Origin of the sequence: Streptomyces sp. NPDC048383, from assembly GCF_040651775.1 — a bacterium.
Classification (GTDB): Bacteria; Actinomycetota; Actinomycetes; order Streptomycetales; family Streptomycetaceae; genus Streptomyces.
In genome coordinates this window covers 1-16,527 of record NZ_JBEZKS010000099.1, presented here as the reverse complement: position 1 = coordinate 16,527, position 16,527 = coordinate 1, and the positions used below count along the sequence as shown (strand labels likewise).

Sequence of the window (16,527 nt, the reverse complement as noted above, 5' to 3'; positions counted from 1 at the left end):
CGTACCCCCCGCGCCCCGCCCAGGTGGGGGGGGCGCCCCCCCCCGGGCGGGCCCCCCCCCACACCGACGGAGGACTAGTGGTGACTGATGCCCCGGTCCCTACCAGTAGTGCTTGCGTCCACCAACGGCGTGGCCGAGGGAGCCGGCGATCCACAGGATCGCCCCGACGACGAGGAGAATCACGCCGATGGTCCACAGGATGCTGATGCCCGTGACGAAGCCGATGATGAGCAGAATGAGGCCGATGACGATCATGTTGCCCTCCGATTTCTCTTGATGCTTCTTCCGGGTGGTGCGCACTTCCGGAGCGGTCACGGAGGTGATCACGTGCTGCGCCTACCCGCTATCGGGCCCCGCACACCCCCCGATCGAGGCGTCCCCCGTTCGGCGCGGTCCCCTCAGTTCACCCACGCCCGCCAGGTGCTCTCGTTGCGCTCCACCCACTTCTTCGCGGCCTCCGCCGGCGCCATCTTCTCCTCGGCGATCATCAGCGACACCTCGTTCTGCTCCTCGACCGACCAGCGGAACTTCTTCAGGAACGAGGCCGCCTCGCCGCCCCGCTCCGCGAACCGCGTGTTCAGGTACTTCTGCAGCGGGGTGTGCGGGTAGGCGCAGGCCACCTTCTCCGGCTCGGCGTCGCAGCCCTCCTTGTACTCGGGCAGCTTCACCTCCGTCATCGGGACCCGTTCGAACAGCCACTGCGGCTTGTACCAGTAGGTGAGGAACGGCTTGCGCTCCTTCGCGAACTGCTTGATCTGGGTGATCTGCGCCGCCTCGGAGCCCGCGAAGACCACCTCGTAGTCCAGCCCGAGGTTCTTCACCAGCGCCTTGTCGTTCGTGACGTACGAGGGGGAGCCGTCCATCAGCTGCCCCTTGCCGCGGCTCTCGGGGGTGCGCAGCTGGTCGGCGTACTTGTCGAGGTTCTTCCAGTCGGTGACGTCCGGATGTTCCTCGGCGAAGTACGTCGGCACGAACCAGCCGATGTGGCCGGTGACGCCGAGGTCACCGCCCGGGGTGATCGTCTTCTTCTCCTCGACGTACCGCTTCTCCTGCTCGGGGTGGCCCCAGTCCTCCAGGATCGCGTCGACCCGGCCCTGACTGAGGGCGTCCCACGCCGGGACCTCGTCGACCTGGACGGTGTCGACGCGGTAACCCAGCTCGTGTTCGAGCAGGTAGGAGGCGACGGCGGTGTTCGCCTGCGCCCCGACCCAGGACTGGACGGACAGGGTGACCGTCTTCGCGCCCTCGGCGGCCGCGTACGGCGAGGCCTGCCGGGTCATGTCGGCCGCGCCGCAGCCGGTCAGCACGGCCAGGGCCGTACCCGCGGCGAACACGGCGGCGAGCCGACCGCCCCGACGCCCGAGGACGCCGCCGCGGGCGGTACGGACGTCACGGCCCGGGCGGACGCGGCGACCCGCGTGGTGGCGCTCGTTCATGTCAGGCCTCCTTCGCGGGCTGGGTGACGCGGTCGAGCATCAGGCCGAGGCAGACGATCGCCGCGCCGGCGACGAGTCCGGTGGCGAGGTCGCCCTGGGCGAGGCCGAGGACGACGTCGTAGCCGAGCGCGCCGCCGCCCACCAGGCCACCGATGATGACCACGGCGAGTACGAGGACCACCGCCTGGTTCACCGCCAGCAGCAACGCGGGCCGGGCCAAAGGCAGTCGGACCTGCCGCAGCTGCTGCGCGCCGGTCGCGCCCAGCGAGCGGGCGGATTCCACGGCGGCGGGGTTGACGTCGAGCAGGCCCTGCGTGGTGATGCGGACGACGGCGGGCAGCGCGTACACGACCGCGGCGGCCGCGGCGGGAGCCCTGCCGACGCCGAACAGCGCGACGACCGGGATCAGGTAGACGAACTGCGGCATGGTCTGGCAGACGTCGAGCACCGGCCGCAGCAGCCGCTGCGCGCGCGGGCTGCGGGCGGCGCCGACGGCGATCGCGAAACCGAGTACGAGGGTGACGGCGACGGCCGCCAGCACCTGGGACAGGGTGTCGAGGGAGGGCTCCCACACCCCGAGGACGCCGATCGCGGCCAGCGCGAGGACCGCGGTCAGCGCGGTCCGCCAAGTGCCGACGAGGACGCCGATCACTCCGGTGAGCAGCAGCAGCGCCCACCAGGGGGCGGCCTCCAGCCCCGCGCGCAGCGGGTCGAGGATCCAGCCGGTGAAGCGGGCCGCCCAGTCGGCGGTGCCGCCGACCACGGGCACGCCGGAGTAGAGGTGGTCGGTCATCCAGGCGACCGCCCGGTTGACGGGCTCGGCGATCGGCACGGTCCAGGATCCGGGCCACAGGGTCGTTCCCGCCATGTGACCCACCACGGCGGCGGCGACGGCGGTGAGCACGGTGAGGAGCCGCCCGTACCAGCCCGCGAACACCCGGCGCAGCAGGGGCTGTTCCTCGGGCGGGACCGGGGCGGTGCCCAGTCGGCGGCCGGCCGCGTCGGCCGTGCGGTCGAGGACCACGGCGAGCAGCACGATCGGGATGCCGGCGGCGAGCGCGGCTCCGACGTCGACCGAGGCGAGGGCCTGGTAGACCCGGTCGCCGAGGCCGCCCGCACCGATCACCGAGGCGATGACGGCCATCGAGAGGGCCATCATGATGGCCTGGTTGACGCCCAGCAGCAGCTGGCCGCGGGCGAGCGGGATCCGCGCCGTCAGCAGCCGCTGGCGGCCGGTCGCGCCGAGCGAGGCCGAGGCCTCCAGCACCCCGGCGTCCGCCCCGCGCAGGCCCAGCGCGGTGAGTCGGGCCATCGGTGGGGCCGCGTACACCACGGTCGCCAGAACCGCGGCGGGTACGCCGATGCCGAAGACGAGCACCATCGGCAGCAGGTACGCGAAGGCCGGCAGCACCTGCATGGTGTCCAGGACGGGCCGCAGCAGGCGGTCGGCGCGCGAGGAGAGCCCGGCGGCGAGACCGAGCAGGGCGCCGACGACGACGGACACGGCGACGGCGACGACCATCAGCGCGAGGGTCTGCATCGTCGGCACCCACATGCCGAGGAGCCCGCACGCGGCGAAGGCCGCGACACAGGTCAGGGCGAGCCGTACGCCCGCGAGCCGCAGGGCTACGAGTCCGGCCAGGGCGGTGACGCCCGTCCAGCCGGCGGCGAGCAGGACGACGTACACGGCGCGCACGGACACCACGACGGCGTTGCTGATGTGCCCGAAGAAGTAGAGGAAGAGCGGGTGGCCGTCCCGGTTGTCGACGATCCAGTCACCGGCGCGGCCCAGCGGTCCGGAGAGGTCCACGGACAGGGCCGCCGGCCAGCTACCGGAGCCGGGGAAGGCGAAGGCGAGCGGTATCAGCACCAGCGCGGCGACGGCGAGGGGCAGGACCCTGCGGCCGGCGCGGTGGTGGAACAGCATCGCCGTGAGGCGACCGCCGGGGGAGACGGCGGAGCCGGCGCCGGGTCGGGGCGGGTGCCCGCCGCGGTCCGGTCGGTCGGAGGTCGGGGGACGGTCCCGGCGACCGGGTTCCCGTACGGGTCTGGTCGTCGTGGTCATCCGCACCACCGCCCGGTGTCGGCGGCGTTGCCACGGGGTCGGCGCGTCATCATGCCGCCACCCCTCGTCCGGCCGGGGCCGCAAGGCCGGCCACCACCGCGAGCAGGGCGGCGTCGTCGACGACGCCCAGGCACCGGCCCCGATCGACGACCCGGGCGGGCGCGCCGCTGCGGGCGACGGCCTCGATGGCCTCGGCGACGGTGGTGGTGGGGGCGAGGGCGACCCCCTGGGCGTCCTCGCCGACCATGGCGGGGCGCATGGCGCCGCGCACGGTGAGGACCTGCTCGCGCGGCACGTCGCGGACGAAGTCCCGTACGTAGTCGTCGGCGGGCGAGCCCACGATCTCCTCGGGGGTACCGAGCTGGACGATGCGGCCGTCGCGCATCAGCGCGATCCGGTCACCGAGGCGCAGGGCTTCCGACAGGTCGTGGGTGATGAAGACCATGGTGCGGCCCTCCTCGTGGTGGAGCCGGGCCACCTCGTCCTGCATCTCGCGTCGGATCAGCGGGTCGAGGGCGCTGAACGGCTCGTCGAACAGGAGCACTTCGGGATCGGCGGCCAGCGCGCGGGCGAGCCCGACGCGCTGTTGCTGTCCACCGGACAACTGGCCGGGGCGCCGGTTCTCCAGGCCTTCGAGGCCGACCTTGGCCACCATCTCGGCCGCCTTCGCGCGCCGTTCGGCGCGGCGCATGCCCTGGATCTCCAGGCCGTAGGCGACGTTGTCGAGGACGGTGCGGTGCGGCAGCAGACCGAAGTGCTGGAAGACCATCGCGGCCCGGTGGCGGCGCAGTTCGCGCAGCCGACCCGCGTCCATGGCGAGGACGTCCTCGCCGTCGATGGACAGGGAACCGGCCGTGGGCTCGATGAGCCGGGTCAGGCAGCGCACGAGGGTGGACTTGCCCGAGCCGGACAGGCCCATGACGACGAACACCTCTCCCTTGCGGACGTCGAAGGTGACGTCGCGGACGGCGGCGGTGCAGCCGGTCCGCTCGCGCAGTTCCGCGGCGGGCAGCGAGGCGTCCTCGGATCCGGGGACCCGGGCGGCCTTCCGCTCGGGCCCGAAGACCTTCCACAGGCCCTGCACGCCGAACACGGGGGCGCCGTCGCCCCCGGGCGCGCCGGAGCCGGTGTCGGTACGGGTGGCGGTGCTGGTCACAGGGACTCACCGCCCAGCAACTCGGCTGCCTTTTCGCCGACCATGAGCACTCCGATCATCGGGTTCACCGCGGGCATCGTCGGGAATACGGAGGCGTCGGCGATGCGGATGCCTTCGAGACCGCGGACCTTCAGGTCCGGCCCCACGACCGCTTCCTCGTCGTCCGGGGCGCCCATCCGGCAGGTGCCGGCCGGGTGGTAGACCGTGTGCGCCACCGAGCGGGCGTACGCACTGAGGGCCTCGTCGTCGGTGATCTCCGGTCCCGGGCAGACCTCGCGGCGCAGCCAACCGGCCAGCGGCTCCGTCGCCGCGATCCGGCGGGCCAGCTTGATGCCGTCCACCAGGGTGCGACCGTCGTAGTCGTCCTCGTCCGTGAAGTAGCGGAAGTCCAAGGCCGGTTTGACCTCCGGGTCCGCGCTCGTCAGGTAGAGGCGGCCGCGGCTGCGGGGCTTGGGAATGTTGGGGGTCAACGAGACGCCGTGCGCCGGGCGTTCGTAGCCCAGCCGCTCCGGATTGTCCGTGAAGGGGATCTGGTAGAAGTGGAACATCAGGTCGGGACCCGGGGAGTCCGGGTCGCGCCGCACGAACAGGCCGGCGTCGCTGTCCATGGCCGAGTTCTCGGGTATCGGGCCGTCCGTCTCCCAGACGATCACGGACTCGGGGTGGTCCAGCAGGTTCTCGCCCACCCCGGGCAGGTCGTGGACCGGCGGGATCCCGAGGGCCTCCAGGTCCTCGCGGGGGCCGATGCCCGAATGCAGCAGCAGGCGCGGGGTGTCCACCGCGCCCGCGCACACGACGACCTCGCGCCGGGCGGTCACCAGCGACCGGGTGCCGTCCGCCGAGCGGACGTGGACGCCGCGCGCCCGCGTCCCGTCCAGCTCCAGGCGGTACGCCCAGGTCTCCAACAGGATCCGCAGGTTCGGCCGTTCGTCCATGACCGGGTGCAGGTACGCCACCGAGGCCGAGGACCGCTTGTTGGTCTCCGGGTGGTAGGCCAGGTCGAAGAACCCGGCGCCCTCGTGGAACGGCTTGCTGTTGAAGCCCTCCACGAGCGGCACGCCCAGGGCCTCCCGGGCCGCGTCCACGAAGTCGCGGGCGATGGCGTTGCGGTCCGCCTCGGCGACCGGCACCACGTTGTTCAGCAGCCGGTCGAAGTACGGGTCCATGGCCGCCGCGTGCCAACCCTCGGCGCCCGCCCGCGACCACTCGTCCCAGTCGGAGGGGAGCGGCTTGAAGGCGATGAGGGTGTTGTGCGAGGAACAGCCGCCGAGGACGCGCGCCCGGCTGTGCCGGATGTACGAGTTTCCGCGCGGCTGCTCGGTGGTGGGGTAGTCGTAGTCGAGCTCACCGCCGAGCAGGCCCATCCAGCGGCGCAGCGTCAGCACGTCGGGGCGGTCCACGTCGCTCGGCCCGCCCTCGATGACGGCGACGGTGACGTCCGGGTCCTCGGTGAGCCGGGAGGCGATCACGGAGCCGGCGGTGCCACCGCCGACGATGACGTAGTCGTACTCCTGCACGGACGAGGACCCGCCGGACGCGGGTCGGTCCTGATGGTGGGGGGTGGTCGTGCTCATCGCTTCTCCTGCCTCCTCAACCCGCGAACCAGCGCACGGGGCGCGGGGCGAGGTTCTGGTACACATGCTTGGACTCGCGGTACTCGGCCAACCCGGAGGGGCCGAGCTCGCGCCCGATCCCGGACTTCCCGAAACCGCCCCACTCGGCCTGCGGCAGGTAGGGGTGGAAGTCGTTGATCCAGACGGTGCCGTGCCGCATGCGGCCGGCGACCCGGCGGGCGCGACCCGCGTCGGACGTCCAGACGCCGCCGGCGAGGCCGTACTCGGTGTCGTTGGCGAGGGCGACGGCCTCCTCCTCGCTGCGGAAGGTCTCCACGGTCAGCACCGGGCCGAACACCTCCTCGCGCACGACGCGCATCCGCCGGTGGCAGTGGTCGAGGACGGTGGGGCGGTAGAAGTAGCCGGGCCCGTCGGGGCGTTCGCCACCGGCCCGCAGGACGGCGCCCTCGGCGAGCGCGTCGGCGACGTGGGACTCGGTGCGCTCGCGCTGCGCGGCGGAGACGAGCGGGCCGCACTCGACACCCGGATCGGTGCCGCGGCCGATGCGGATCCGCTCGGCGCGGCGGGCGAGTTCCGTCACGAAGCGCTCGTGCACCGACTTCTCGATGATGAGGCGCGAACCGGCCGAGCAGACCTGGCCGCTGTGGATGAACGCCGCGTTCAGGGCCTGGTCGACGGCGGTGTCGAAGCCCTCGTCGGTGGCGCAGGCGTCGGCGAAGACCACGTTGGGGTTCTTGCCGCCGAGTTCGAGGGCGACCTTCTTCACCGATTCGGCGGCCGCGCGCATGACCTTCGTACCGCTGACGAGCCCACCGGTGAAGGACACCAGGTCGACGTCGGGATGGGCGGACAGGCGCGCACCGACGGGATCGCCCGCTCCGGTGACCAGGTTGGCCACCCCGTCGGGCAGACCGGCCTCGGCGAGCAGCTCCATCAGGGCAACCGTGGTCAGCGGCGTGATCTCGCTCGGCTTGATGACGAAGGTGTTGCCCGCGGCCAGCGCCGGCGCGATCTTCCAACTGGCCTGGAGCAACGGGTAGTTCCAGGGCGTGATCAAGGCGCAGACCCCGACCGGCTCGTGGACGACGACGCTGTGCACGTCGGGGTTGCCCGCGTCCACGACCCGCCCCGCGTCCTCACCGGCGACGAGGCCGGCGAAGTAGCGGAACGCGTCGACGACGCAGTCCACGTCCGCGCGGCCCTCTTCGAGGGTCTTGCCCGCGTCCAGGCTCTCCATCAGGCCGATGCGGTCGCGGTCGCGGCGCAGCAGATCGGCGGTGCGGTGCAGCAGCGCCGCCCGCTCGCGGGCCGGGACGGTGCGCCACGGGCCGAGGTCGAACGCGTCGCGTGCCGCGCTCACGGCCGCGTCGACGTCGGTGGTGCCGCCCTCCGCCACCACGGCGAGGACGGACCCGTCCGCCGGGTCCAGTACCTCCCGGGTCGCTCCCGAGGCCGCGGACCGCCAAGCCCCGGCTGTGTAGATGGTCTTTCGCTCCGACACGACGCGCTGTACCTCCGCTTGTGCCACCGCGGCGGACCCACGGTGAGCTGGCAATGACCTCGCTTGCCCCACCCTCCACAGGTCATGTCCCATCCGTCACTTGAAGTGACCGGTGTCACTCTCGGCAATCGATGTGAGGTGCGGAAGCGGGGCGAGCGGGGGAATGCCGGGCCGACGGAGCGGTACGCGGTGGACGCGCGGCGTCACACCGGGTCAGCGCAGCGGTACCCCTGCCTCCGTCAGCTGCATCTGCGGACGCCCGCTGACCAGCAGCCAGGCGGGCAGCAGCCCCACGCACAGGAGCGGCAGCAGCCCCGGGTCCGGCGCCAGGATCGCGGCGGTGAACAGGCTGACCCAGCCCTGCCGGGTGACGGCCAGCAGGACGCCCAGCACCGCGCAGGTCACCGCGACCGGCGGCTGCACCGACGGGACGAGGGCGCTGACCGCGAACCCGAGCGCGGCCCCCGCGAAGACGGACGGGAAGATCCGGCCGCCGCGGAACCCGGACCCGCAGGCCACCAGGACGGCAGCGAGCTTCACCACGGTCATCAGGACCAGCGCGCCGACGGAGTAGGCACCCGGATCGGCGGCCAGCTCGCCCATCTCCTCCAACCCCTTGAACAGGGTCAGCCGCCCGCCGAGCGCCGCCAGCAAACCCAGCACCACACCGCCCAGGGCCAGCGCGAGCACCGGGTGCGGCAGCAGGTGGAAGGCCCGGTGGACGTGGGGGAAGGCGTGGACGGCCACCATGGCGAGGGCGGCGCCCACCGAGGAGACCACGAGCGCGCCGAGCAGGTCGGCCCAGCCGGGGCCGGTGAAGGGCGGCAGCGGGAGCCCGAAGACGGGCGCCTCGATCAGCCGGCTCGTCAGCGCGCCCGCGCCCGCGGCGATCAGCGGGGCGAAGAGCTGGTCCCACAGTGTGGGCGGCTTCCCGCCCGGCACCGCCGGGGGCTGCCGGGGCCCCGACACCATCGACTCGGTGAGGATCAGTACGGCCGCGACCGGGGTCCCGAACAGCGCCCCTACCGTGCCGGCGGCGCCCAGCCCCACCCACAGCTGCGGGGCGCCGGCCGGCATGAACGTGCGGCCCAGCCAGAAGGCGAGGGCGATGTTCGCGGCGGTGATCGGGTTCTCCGGGCCCAGACTGACGCCGCCGGCCAGCGACAGCACGGTCGCCAGCAGCAGGCCGGGAATGACCGCGGGCGGCAGCGGCGGGTCGACCAGCCCGGTGGTCGCCGGGTCCGGCCCGGCATGACCGTGGACCTTCCACACGACGAGCCCGACCGCGAGACCGGTCACGGTCAGGACGGTCAGGGTCCACGCGACGGACCAGCGGCCCACCCCGATCGCGTCCGGAAGGGTCTCCCACAGGACGTTCTTCAGCAGGTCGGCCAGTTCGCTGACGCCCGTCAGCAGCAGGCTGGAGCCCACGCCGACCACGAGCGCGGGCAGGACCAACAGGAGCAGGGCCCTGACGGGGGAGGCCGGCGGGAGGGCGGCGGCCGGTGCGGGGGCGGTCACCGGATCAACGTAACGGGCCATCACCCCAAAACCTGACACATCGGAAGTCCATGTGGGTTCCGTCCCGAGAAGGCGGCGGCGTCCTCAGGAGGACCGCGCCATGCGCACCCGCAAGGTGTCGTAGACGGGAACGCTCCCCAGCCGGTCGGCGGTCAACGTCGCCGCGAAACAGGCGGTCAGCAGCGGAACGAGCAACGAGGTCGTCCCCGTCATCTCGACCACCAGCACGACCCCGGTCAGGGGCGCCCGCACCACCGCCGCGAACAACGCCGCCATGCCCACGGCCGCGAACGACGCCGCTCCCGTCCCGCCCGGCAGGACCGGATCCGCGAGGCCGTGGAGGAGCGCTCCCCACAGGGCGCCCAGCGCCAGCAGCGGAGCGAACAGGCCACCCGGCGCGCCGGCCGCGTAGCTCAGCGGCCCGGCCACGAAGCGCACCACCAGGTAGCCCGCGAGGACGGTCACCACCGGTACCTCGCCGTCCACCAGCAGCCCGCTCAGCTGCTCCCCGCCGCCGCCCAGCGACGGATCGATGCCGAGCAGCAGGCCCACGACCGCCCCGATGACGGCCGCCCGCGCCACCGGCCCGACCCGGGTGACGCCGTCGCAGTAGGCCAGGGCGCCGACGACCAGTCGGTTGTAGCCCACCCCCAGGACGCCGGTCGCGGCGCCCAGCAGCAGGAAGACCGGTAGCAGCGCCAAGGGCGGCGGGACCGGGTCGGGCATCGCGAAGACGGTCCGGTCGCCCAGGATCAGCTGCGCGCAGCCGACGGCGGTGGCGGTGCCGATGAGGGTGAGCAGGACCAGGCGGGCCCGGACCGTCCGCGTCACCTCCTCGAAGACGAACACGGCTCCGCCGAGCGGGGCGGTGAAGGCCACCGCGAGCCCGGCCCCGGCCAACGAGGTGTGCAGCAGGGTGACGTCCCGCTCGTCCAGCCGCGTCCGACGTCCCGCCTCGGTGCCGATCGCGGCGCCCATGTGCACGGTGGGCCCCTCGCGGCCCAGCAGCAGGCCGGAGCCCATGGCGATCACGCCGCCCACGAACTTGGCCGGCACCAGCGGCCACAGGCGCGGCGGCTCCCGCTCCCCGTGCCACACGGCCTCCACGTCCTGGATGCCGCTGCCGGCGGCGGCCGGCACCCGCCGGGCGATCGCGCAGGCGAGGGCGGCGCCCCCCGCCGCGAGGGCGACCGGGACCAGCAGGCCGGCGACGCCGAGGTCCCGGGAGGCGTCCAGCAGCGAGCCGCGCAGCGTCTCGGCCCGTTCCAGGCACCAGCGGAAGGCTCCGCCGACCAGGCCCACGACGCAGCCGGCGAGCGCCCCCACCAGGTGGACGACCGATCCGCTGCGGCGAGCACCGGGCATGCGTGGTCACCTCCGCCGGGCCGTGGTTCGTCCCGTCCGAGACTGACCCGCGACCCCGGCGCCGCCCCGGACATCGTGGCGGCCGCGCCGAAAGCGGCCCCGACTGGGCCAACGGCCCGGCGGCGTGCCCGGCCGCGGCGAGGATGAGCCCGGTTCCGCCCGCGAAGCGTGATAGGTCAGGTATCCACGCAAACGTTCCTGCGTGGCCACGTCGAACGAGGTCACGCGTGAGAGGGGACCTCGTTGTCGAAAGAGCAACCGGCCGGCCCCCGCTCCCGTACGGACACGGTGGTCTTCGGCGTCACGGCGGTCCTGACGCTCGCCTTCGTGCTCTGGGGTGCCCTGGCCACCGACTCGCTGGAGAGCGTGTCGAGCAGCCTGCTGAAGGGCCTGATCCACAACGGCGGCTGGGCCTTCATGCTCGCCGCCAGCGGCTTCGTCGTGTTCGCGCTGTGGCTGGCCATCAGCCGGTACGGCCGCATCAGGCTCGGCCGCCAGGGCGAGGAACCCGAGTTCCGCACCGTGTCCTGGGTCGCGATGATGTTCAGCGCCGGCATGGGGATCGGGCTCATGTTCTACGGCGTGAGCGAGCCGCTGGCCCACTACGACAAGCCCCCGCCCGGCACCCACCCCGTCGACTCCGCCGAACGCATGCAGACGGCGATGGCGACCACCCTCTTCCACTGGACGCTGCACCCCTGGGCGATCTACGCCGTCGTCGGCCTCGCGATCGCCTACAGCACGTTCCGGCGCGGACGCCGCCAGACGATCAGCGCCGTGTTCGAGCCGCTCATCGGCGAACGGCACGCCCACGGCGCTGCGGGCCGGGTCATCGACATCCTGGCCATCTTCGCCACCCTCTTCGGCTCCGCCGCCTCGCTGGGCCTCGGCGCCCTGCAGATCGGCAGCGGTTTCCAGGAGCTGGGGTGGATGAACTCGGTCAGCACCGGCCTCCTCGTCGGCGTCATCGCCGTGCTCACCGTCGCGTTCGTGGGCTCGGCGGTCTCCGGCGTCGAGCGCGGCATCCAGTGGCTGTCGAACATCAACATGGTCCTCGCCCTGGTGCTGGCCGTGTTCGTGTTCGTCGCCGGGCCGACGATCATCGTGCTCGACCTGCTCCCCACCTCCCTGGGCGCCTACCTCGGCGACCTGCCGCAGCTCATCGGCCGTACGGAGGCCACCGGCGCCGGCGAGGTCGCCACCTGGCTGGGCAGTTGGACGGTCTTCTACTGGGCCTGGTGGATCTCCTGGACCCCGTTCGTCGGCATGTTCATCGCCCGCATCAGCCGCGGCCGTACGATCCGCCAGTTCATCGGCGGGGTCATCCTCGTCCCGAGCACCGTCAGCCTGCTGTGGTTCGCCATCTTCGGCGGCACGGCGATGAAGCTCCAGGAGAGCGGCCGACTCGGTGGCGAGAGCACACCCGAGGGGCAACTCTTCGGACTGCTCCAGCAGTTCCCCATCCCGACGGTGATGAGCCTGCTGGTGATGCTCCTCGTCGGCATCTTCTTCGTCTCGGGAGCGGACGCCGCGTCCATCGTGATGGGCACGCTCTCGCAGAAGGGCACCTTCGAACCCGCCCGACTGGTCGTCGTGTTCTGGGGCGTGGTCACCGGCGCCGTCGCGGCCGTCATGCTGCTCATCGGCAACGGCAAGGGAGACGCGCTCGCCGGGCTGCAGAACCTGACCATCCTGGTGGCGGCCCCGTTCACCGTGGTGATGATCGGCATGTGCGTGGCCCTCCTGCGCGACCTGCGCCGGGACCCGCTGATCGTGCGCGGCGAGATGGGCGAGGAGGCCGTCGCCCAGGCGGTGGTCGCCGGCCACGAGGAGTACGACGGCGACTTCGAACTCCGCATCGGGCCGGGCAACGGCCCCGAACCGGACGCCGACCGGCCGTCCCCCCTGGAGGACGCGACGTGACGCCGGCCGGACGGGCCGCCCCGCTCAGCCGGCCGGGTCGCTCGGCGGGGCGGTCATCCGGCGTACGGACTCCACCACGGCCGCGCGGTGCCGGGCCAGCCGCTCCTGCGTCCAGCCCGCGCCGGCGCCGCCGGCCGCGGGTCCGCCGAGCGCGCCGAACCAGGCCTGGGACAGGCCCATGACGAGCACGAGGAGGTCGACGGGGTCGATCGCCGGATCGACGCACCCCTCCTGCTGGGCCCGCTCCACCACGCCGATCTTGGCGGTGTAGGACTCCACCTCCGCCGCTGTGGAACCCGGCCGCTCCAACTGCTTCCACAGCACCAGGCGCATCAGGTCGGGTCGCTCCACGAGATGGTCGAAGACCGCCCCCGCGTACCCGGGCAGGTCCTCGGCGCGGAAGGGGACGGTCTCCGAGCCCGCCTCCAGCGCCCGCTGGAGCACCACGTCGAAGAGCTCTTCCTTGTTGCCGAAGTAGACGTAGATGAGCCGCTTGTTCGCCTGGGCCGCCTCGGCGATCCGGTCCACGCGCGCTCCGGCGATGCCGTGGGCCGCGAACTCGGAGAAAGCCGCGTCGAGCAGCCGTGCCTTGGTTGCGCTGGAATCCCGTGCCATGGCGGCAGCCTAGCAAGTAACTATCCAGTTATTGACATGCTGTGCTGGTTGCGTGCATGCTCTACCTATCCAGTTAGTTACTTTCGTTTCCAGCCACTGACGTACCCGGACACCACCGGACACTCCCGAGGAGAACACCATGGACATGCGCGCACTGGGCGGCCACGGCCTGCAGGTCGGCGCCGAAGGTCTCGGCCTGATGGGCATGAGCGCCCACTACGGAGCCACCGACGACACCGAATCGCTGGCCACCATCGACCGCGCCCTGGAGCTGGGCGTGACCCTGCTCGACACCGCCGAGGGCTACGGCCCCTTCCACAACGAGCAGCTGCTCGGCAGGGCCCTCGCAGGCCGCCGGGACTCCGCCGTCGTCGCCACGAAGACGGGGATCGAGTTCACCGACGAGGGCGAGTTCCGCGGCCACAACGCGACCCCGGAGTACATCCGCCGGTCCGCCGACCGCTCGCTGCGCCACCTGGGCACCGACCACATCGACCTCTACTATCTCCACCGCATCGACCCCCGGGTCCCCGTCGAGGAGAGCGTCGGCGCGATGGCGGAGCTCGTCGCGGCCGGCAAGGTCCGTCACATCGGCCTGTGCGAGGCCGCGCCCGCCACCATCCGCCGGGCCCACGCAGTGCACCCGCTGGCCGCGGTGCAGACGGAGTACAGCCTCTTCGAGCGCGGCATCGAACAGGACGGCGTCCGCGCCGCCCTCGACGAACTCGGCATCGGCCTCGTCGCCTACTCGCCGCTCGGGCGCGGCTTCCTCTCCGGCGCCCTCACCAGCCCCGACGACTTCGCCGCCGACGACTTCCGCCGCACCGACCCCCGCTTCCAGGGCGAGAACTTCGACCGCAACCTCGCCGTCGTCGACCTGCTCCGCAGCCTCGCCGCCGAGAAGGGCGTCACCCCCTCCCAGCTGGCCCTCGCTTGGACGCTGCGCCAGGGCGCGGTGCCCATCCCGGGCACCAAGCGCCGCCGTTACCTGGAGGAGAACGTCGCCGCCACCGCAGTCGAGGTCGGCGACGAGGACCTCGCCCGCATCGAGGCGGTGGCCCCGCTCGGCGTGGCCTCCGGCGACCGCTACGCACCCGAGCTGATGAAGGGCCTGGGCGGCTGATGGCCCCGGGTGCCCGCGGTACGGCCGATCAGTGGCGCACCGGCACTCCTTAGGGGGAAAGCGTCCTCCCGGGACGGGGCTGGGCGCCCGATGCTGCCGATGAGAGGGGGACGGCCCCGGCCCGGGGCCGTGCGGCGCGCGGACGCGCCGCTGCGGCAGTTGCGAGGAGATGTACGCGTGATGCGAATGTGGAAGAGCGCGGGTCTTGCCCTGGCGGTCGGCATGGCGGTTCTGGGCGGCGCCTCGGCGGCGTCCGCCGATGCCCAGGCGGACGGGATCGCCGCCGGCTCGCCCGGCGTCCTGTCCGGCAACCTGATCCAGGTCCCGGTCCACGTGCCGATCAACATCTGCGGCAACAGCGTGAACGTGATCGGCCTGCTGAACCCGGCCGTCGGCAACGTCTGCTACAACGACTGATCCCCCCGGCCCCGGCCCCTCCCGTCCGCCCCCGTCCGGGCGGTTCCGGGAGGGGCCGGGGCCTCCTCATGCCGTCATCGGGTCACCCGGCCCGGCCGTAGCGGACGTTCTTGCTCCAAATGCGTTCCAGTCGTACCCGGGTGCCCGGACGGGGCGCGTGCCAGATCTTGTCGTGACCGGCATAAATGCCCACGTGTTCCACGGTGGAGCCCTGCGGGAAGAACACAAGATCACCCAATGCGCGTTTGTCGCGGGAAACGTGGGAAGTGTGCTCGTACTGCTGCTCAGCGGTACGGGGGAGCTGTTTCCCGGCTTTGCGGAACGAATACAGGGTCAGTCCCGAGCAGTCGAACCTTTTGGGTCCCATTGCGCCGCGCGCATAAGGGGCACCTTCCTTCGAGGCCGCCACGGCCAACGCCTCCGCGCCGTACGGTGTGGCCGCTTCGGCCGGTGCTACCGGCCCGGCCAGGGTGCCCGCGGTCAGCAGGCAGAGGAGCAACAAAAGGCGAGGGGGACGGAATCCGACGGTGCGGCTGACAACTCGGAGAGCCTCTCGGGCTTTATGGGAGTCATTCCTGCAGACGGACATCGTGATACCTCCGCGTTCGGGTGGACTTGAGGTCGTTCGGATACCTGTGAAGGTCCTGCTTTCTCGGATGTCATTCCTGGAACGCAACGGCGGACAGTTTTCTCCGAAGCCGCCCGAAATTCAGGTCCGGACATGGGTGCAGATGTATCGGTTCTGTAACGGATTCGCGAACATATGGAAAAACACCTGGTGGTGGCTGTCCTTCGCGGGCCGCGCGGCGAGCGGAAAACGGGGCCCGCCGGCGCCCGGGGTGCCGCGCCACGGCCGATCCCGCATCCTGCTCGTGGACGGCGCCGCCGCAGGTGGAAGGGCGCCCGTTCCCCCGGAAGGAGCCGTCACCGTGCCCGGAACGCGCCTCTGGCCGCGCCGCTTCGTCGTGCCGGCCTGGATGCGCACGTACGCGCCGTTCCTCGGCCGGGTCCTGGAGCAGCTCGCACGGGTCCACGTGCTGGACTGCGCCACCCGTTTGGCCGCACAAGCCTTCCTCGGGGCCATTCCCGCGCTGTTCGTGATCGGCGCACTCGCCCCCGAATGGATGCGCCAGGAACTCATCCGGACGATCAGCACCACCCTGGGCATGACGGACACCGCCCTCGATCAGGTCCGCGCGGTGTACGCCGCCGGCGACACGGTGGCCGTCGCCGGCACCGGCGCGGTGGGCGTGGTGGTGACCCTGCTGTCCGCCACCGCCTGCAGCCGGGCCCTCCAGACCACCTGCGAACGGTCATGGCACCTGCCGAAGGCCGGAGCCCGGCTCGCGGCCTGGCGGTGGGTCGCCTGGCTCGGGGTGTGGATGACCGCGCTGCTCTTCCAGGGCCCGGTCCAGGACGCGTTCGGCGCCGGGCTCGTCGTCGGCGCGGTGCTCTCCCTGGTCAGCGGCACCCTGCTGTGGTGGTGGACCCAGCACCTGTTGCTCGGATCCAGGGTGCCGTGGCTGCCGCTGCTGCCCGGCGCGGTCCTCGTCGCCTTCGGGGTGCAAGCCGTCACCCTCGGGTCGCGGTACTACATGCCGCGCGCCGTCGACCGCAGCCTGCAGCAGTTCGGCGGGCTGGGGCTGGTCTTCGTCGTGCTGTCCTGGCTGATCGGGTTCTTCGTCGTCGTCACCGTCGGCATCGCCGTGGGCCGGGTACTGGCCCACGAGCGGCGGGCCGCGCACCGGCTCGGCACACCGCAAGACCCCCGGGGTGGGGGGGGGGGGGCGGGGGGGGCGCCCCCGCGGGGGGCCGGGGCAGAGAAGAAGGA

Annotated in this window: 14 protein-coding genes; 4 read left to right on the top strand and 10 right to left on the bottom strand. The window is 72.4% G+C overall.

The genetic code is table 11. The annotated features are described in order from the left end of the window. Nucleotides 1-99: 99 nt before the first annotated feature. The 8 genes from AB0D46_RS37000 to AB0D46_RS36965 all read right to left on the bottom strand — a co-directional run bounded on the left by AB0D46_RS37000 (nt 100) and on the right by AB0D46_RS36965 (nt 10,618). On the bottom strand, nt 100-255 hold the full coding sequence (locus AB0D46_RS37000; protein ID WP_362884311.1) for a DUF6131 family protein: 156 nt from the start codon (nt 253-255) through the stop codon (nt 100-102). Between the two features lie 143 nt (nt 256-398). Continuing rightward, complete coding sequence (locus tag AB0D46_RS36995; RefSeq protein WP_362884309.1) at nt 399-1,280, bottom strand: ABC transporter substrate-binding protein; 882 nt, start codon at nt 1,278-1,280, stop codon at nt 399-401. Nucleotides 1,281-1,437: 157 nt separating this feature from the next. Next, nucleotides 1,438-3,363 carry an ABC transporter permease subunit gene (locus AB0D46_RS36990; protein ID WP_362884307.1) on the bottom strand — a complete coding sequence of 642 codons (1,926 nt, stop codon included), beginning with the start codon at nt 3,361-3,363 and terminating at the stop codon, nt 1,438-1,440. A 187-nt stretch (nt 3,364-3,550) separates the two neighbouring features. Further along, entirely contained in the window at nt 3,551-4,657 is a 1,107-nt protein-coding gene (locus AB0D46_RS36985; protein ID WP_362884302.1) for a glycine betaine/L-proline ABC transporter ATP-binding protein, read from the bottom strand. Continuing rightward, complete coding sequence (locus AB0D46_RS36980; protein ID WP_362884300.1) at nt 4,654-6,231, bottom strand: GMC oxidoreductase; 1,578 nt, start codon at nt 6,229-6,231, stop codon at nt 4,654-4,656. Before AB0D46_RS36980 ends, AB0D46_RS36985 begins: the two co-directional genes overlap by 4 nt. 16 nt (nt 6,232-6,247) lie before the next feature. Beyond that, complete coding sequence (locus AB0D46_RS36975; protein ID WP_362884298.1) at nt 6,248-7,732, bottom strand: aldehyde dehydrogenase family protein; 1,485 nt, start codon at nt 7,730-7,732, stop codon at nt 6,248-6,250. A 213-nt stretch (nt 7,733-7,945) separates the two neighbouring features. Then, the gene (locus AB0D46_RS36970; protein ID WP_362884297.1) at nt 7,946-9,274 is read right to left on the bottom strand and encodes an ion channel protein; all 1,329 of its coding nucleotides are present in this window, start codon (nt 9,272-9,274) and stop codon (nt 7,946-7,948) included. 63 nt (nt 9,275-9,337) lie between these two features. Beyond that, nucleotides 9,338-10,618 (bottom strand): ClC family H(+)/Cl(-) exchange transporter, encoded by a 1,281-nt coding sequence (locus AB0D46_RS36965; protein ID WP_362884295.1) that lies wholly within the window; start codon nt 10,616-10,618, stop codon nt 9,338-9,340. Nucleotides 10,619-10,861: 243 nt separating this feature from the next. Here AB0D46_RS36965 and AB0D46_RS36960 point away from each other — a divergent pair, with 243 nt between their 5' ends. Then, on the top strand, nt 10,862-12,541 hold the full coding sequence (locus tag AB0D46_RS36960; protein ID WP_362884293.1) for a BCCT family transporter: 1,680 nt from the start codon (nt 10,862-10,864) through the stop codon (nt 12,539-12,541). 24 nt (nt 12,542-12,565) lie between these two features. On the opposite strand, the gene AB0D46_RS36955 is transcribed toward AB0D46_RS36960, so the two are convergent. Further along, the gene (locus AB0D46_RS36955; RefSeq protein ID WP_362884291.1) at nt 12,566-13,156 is read right to left on the bottom strand and encodes a TetR family transcriptional regulator; all 591 of its coding nucleotides are present in this window, start codon (nt 13,154-13,156) and stop codon (nt 12,566-12,568) included. A gap of 139 nt (nt 13,157-13,295) precedes the next feature. Here AB0D46_RS36955 and AB0D46_RS36950 point away from each other — a divergent pair, with 139 nt between their 5' ends. Then, a complete protein-coding gene (locus AB0D46_RS36950) occupies nt 13,296-14,279 on the top strand; it encodes an aldo/keto reductase (RefSeq protein ID WP_362884290.1) in 984 nt (327 codons plus the stop codon). Between the two features lie 180 nt (nt 14,280-14,459). Beyond that, a complete protein-coding gene (locus tag AB0D46_RS36945; RefSeq protein WP_362884305.1) occupies nt 14,460-14,696 on the top strand; it encodes a chaplin in 237 nt (78 codons plus the stop codon). A gap of 82 nt (nt 14,697-14,778) precedes the next feature. On the opposite strand, the gene AB0D46_RS36940 is transcribed toward AB0D46_RS36945, so the two are convergent. Beyond that, on the bottom strand, nt 14,779-15,165 hold the full coding sequence (locus AB0D46_RS36940) for an NlpC/P60 family protein (protein ID WP_362884303.1): 387 nt from the start codon (nt 15,163-15,165) through the stop codon (nt 14,779-14,781). A gap of 460 nt (nt 15,166-15,625) precedes the next feature. Between AB0D46_RS36940 and AB0D46_RS36935 the strand changes: the two genes are divergently transcribed. After that, nucleotides 15,626-16,527: YhjD/YihY/BrkB family envelope integrity protein (locus AB0D46_RS36935; protein ID WP_362884288.1), on the top strand; the 902-nt coding region annotated here is incomplete at its 3' end.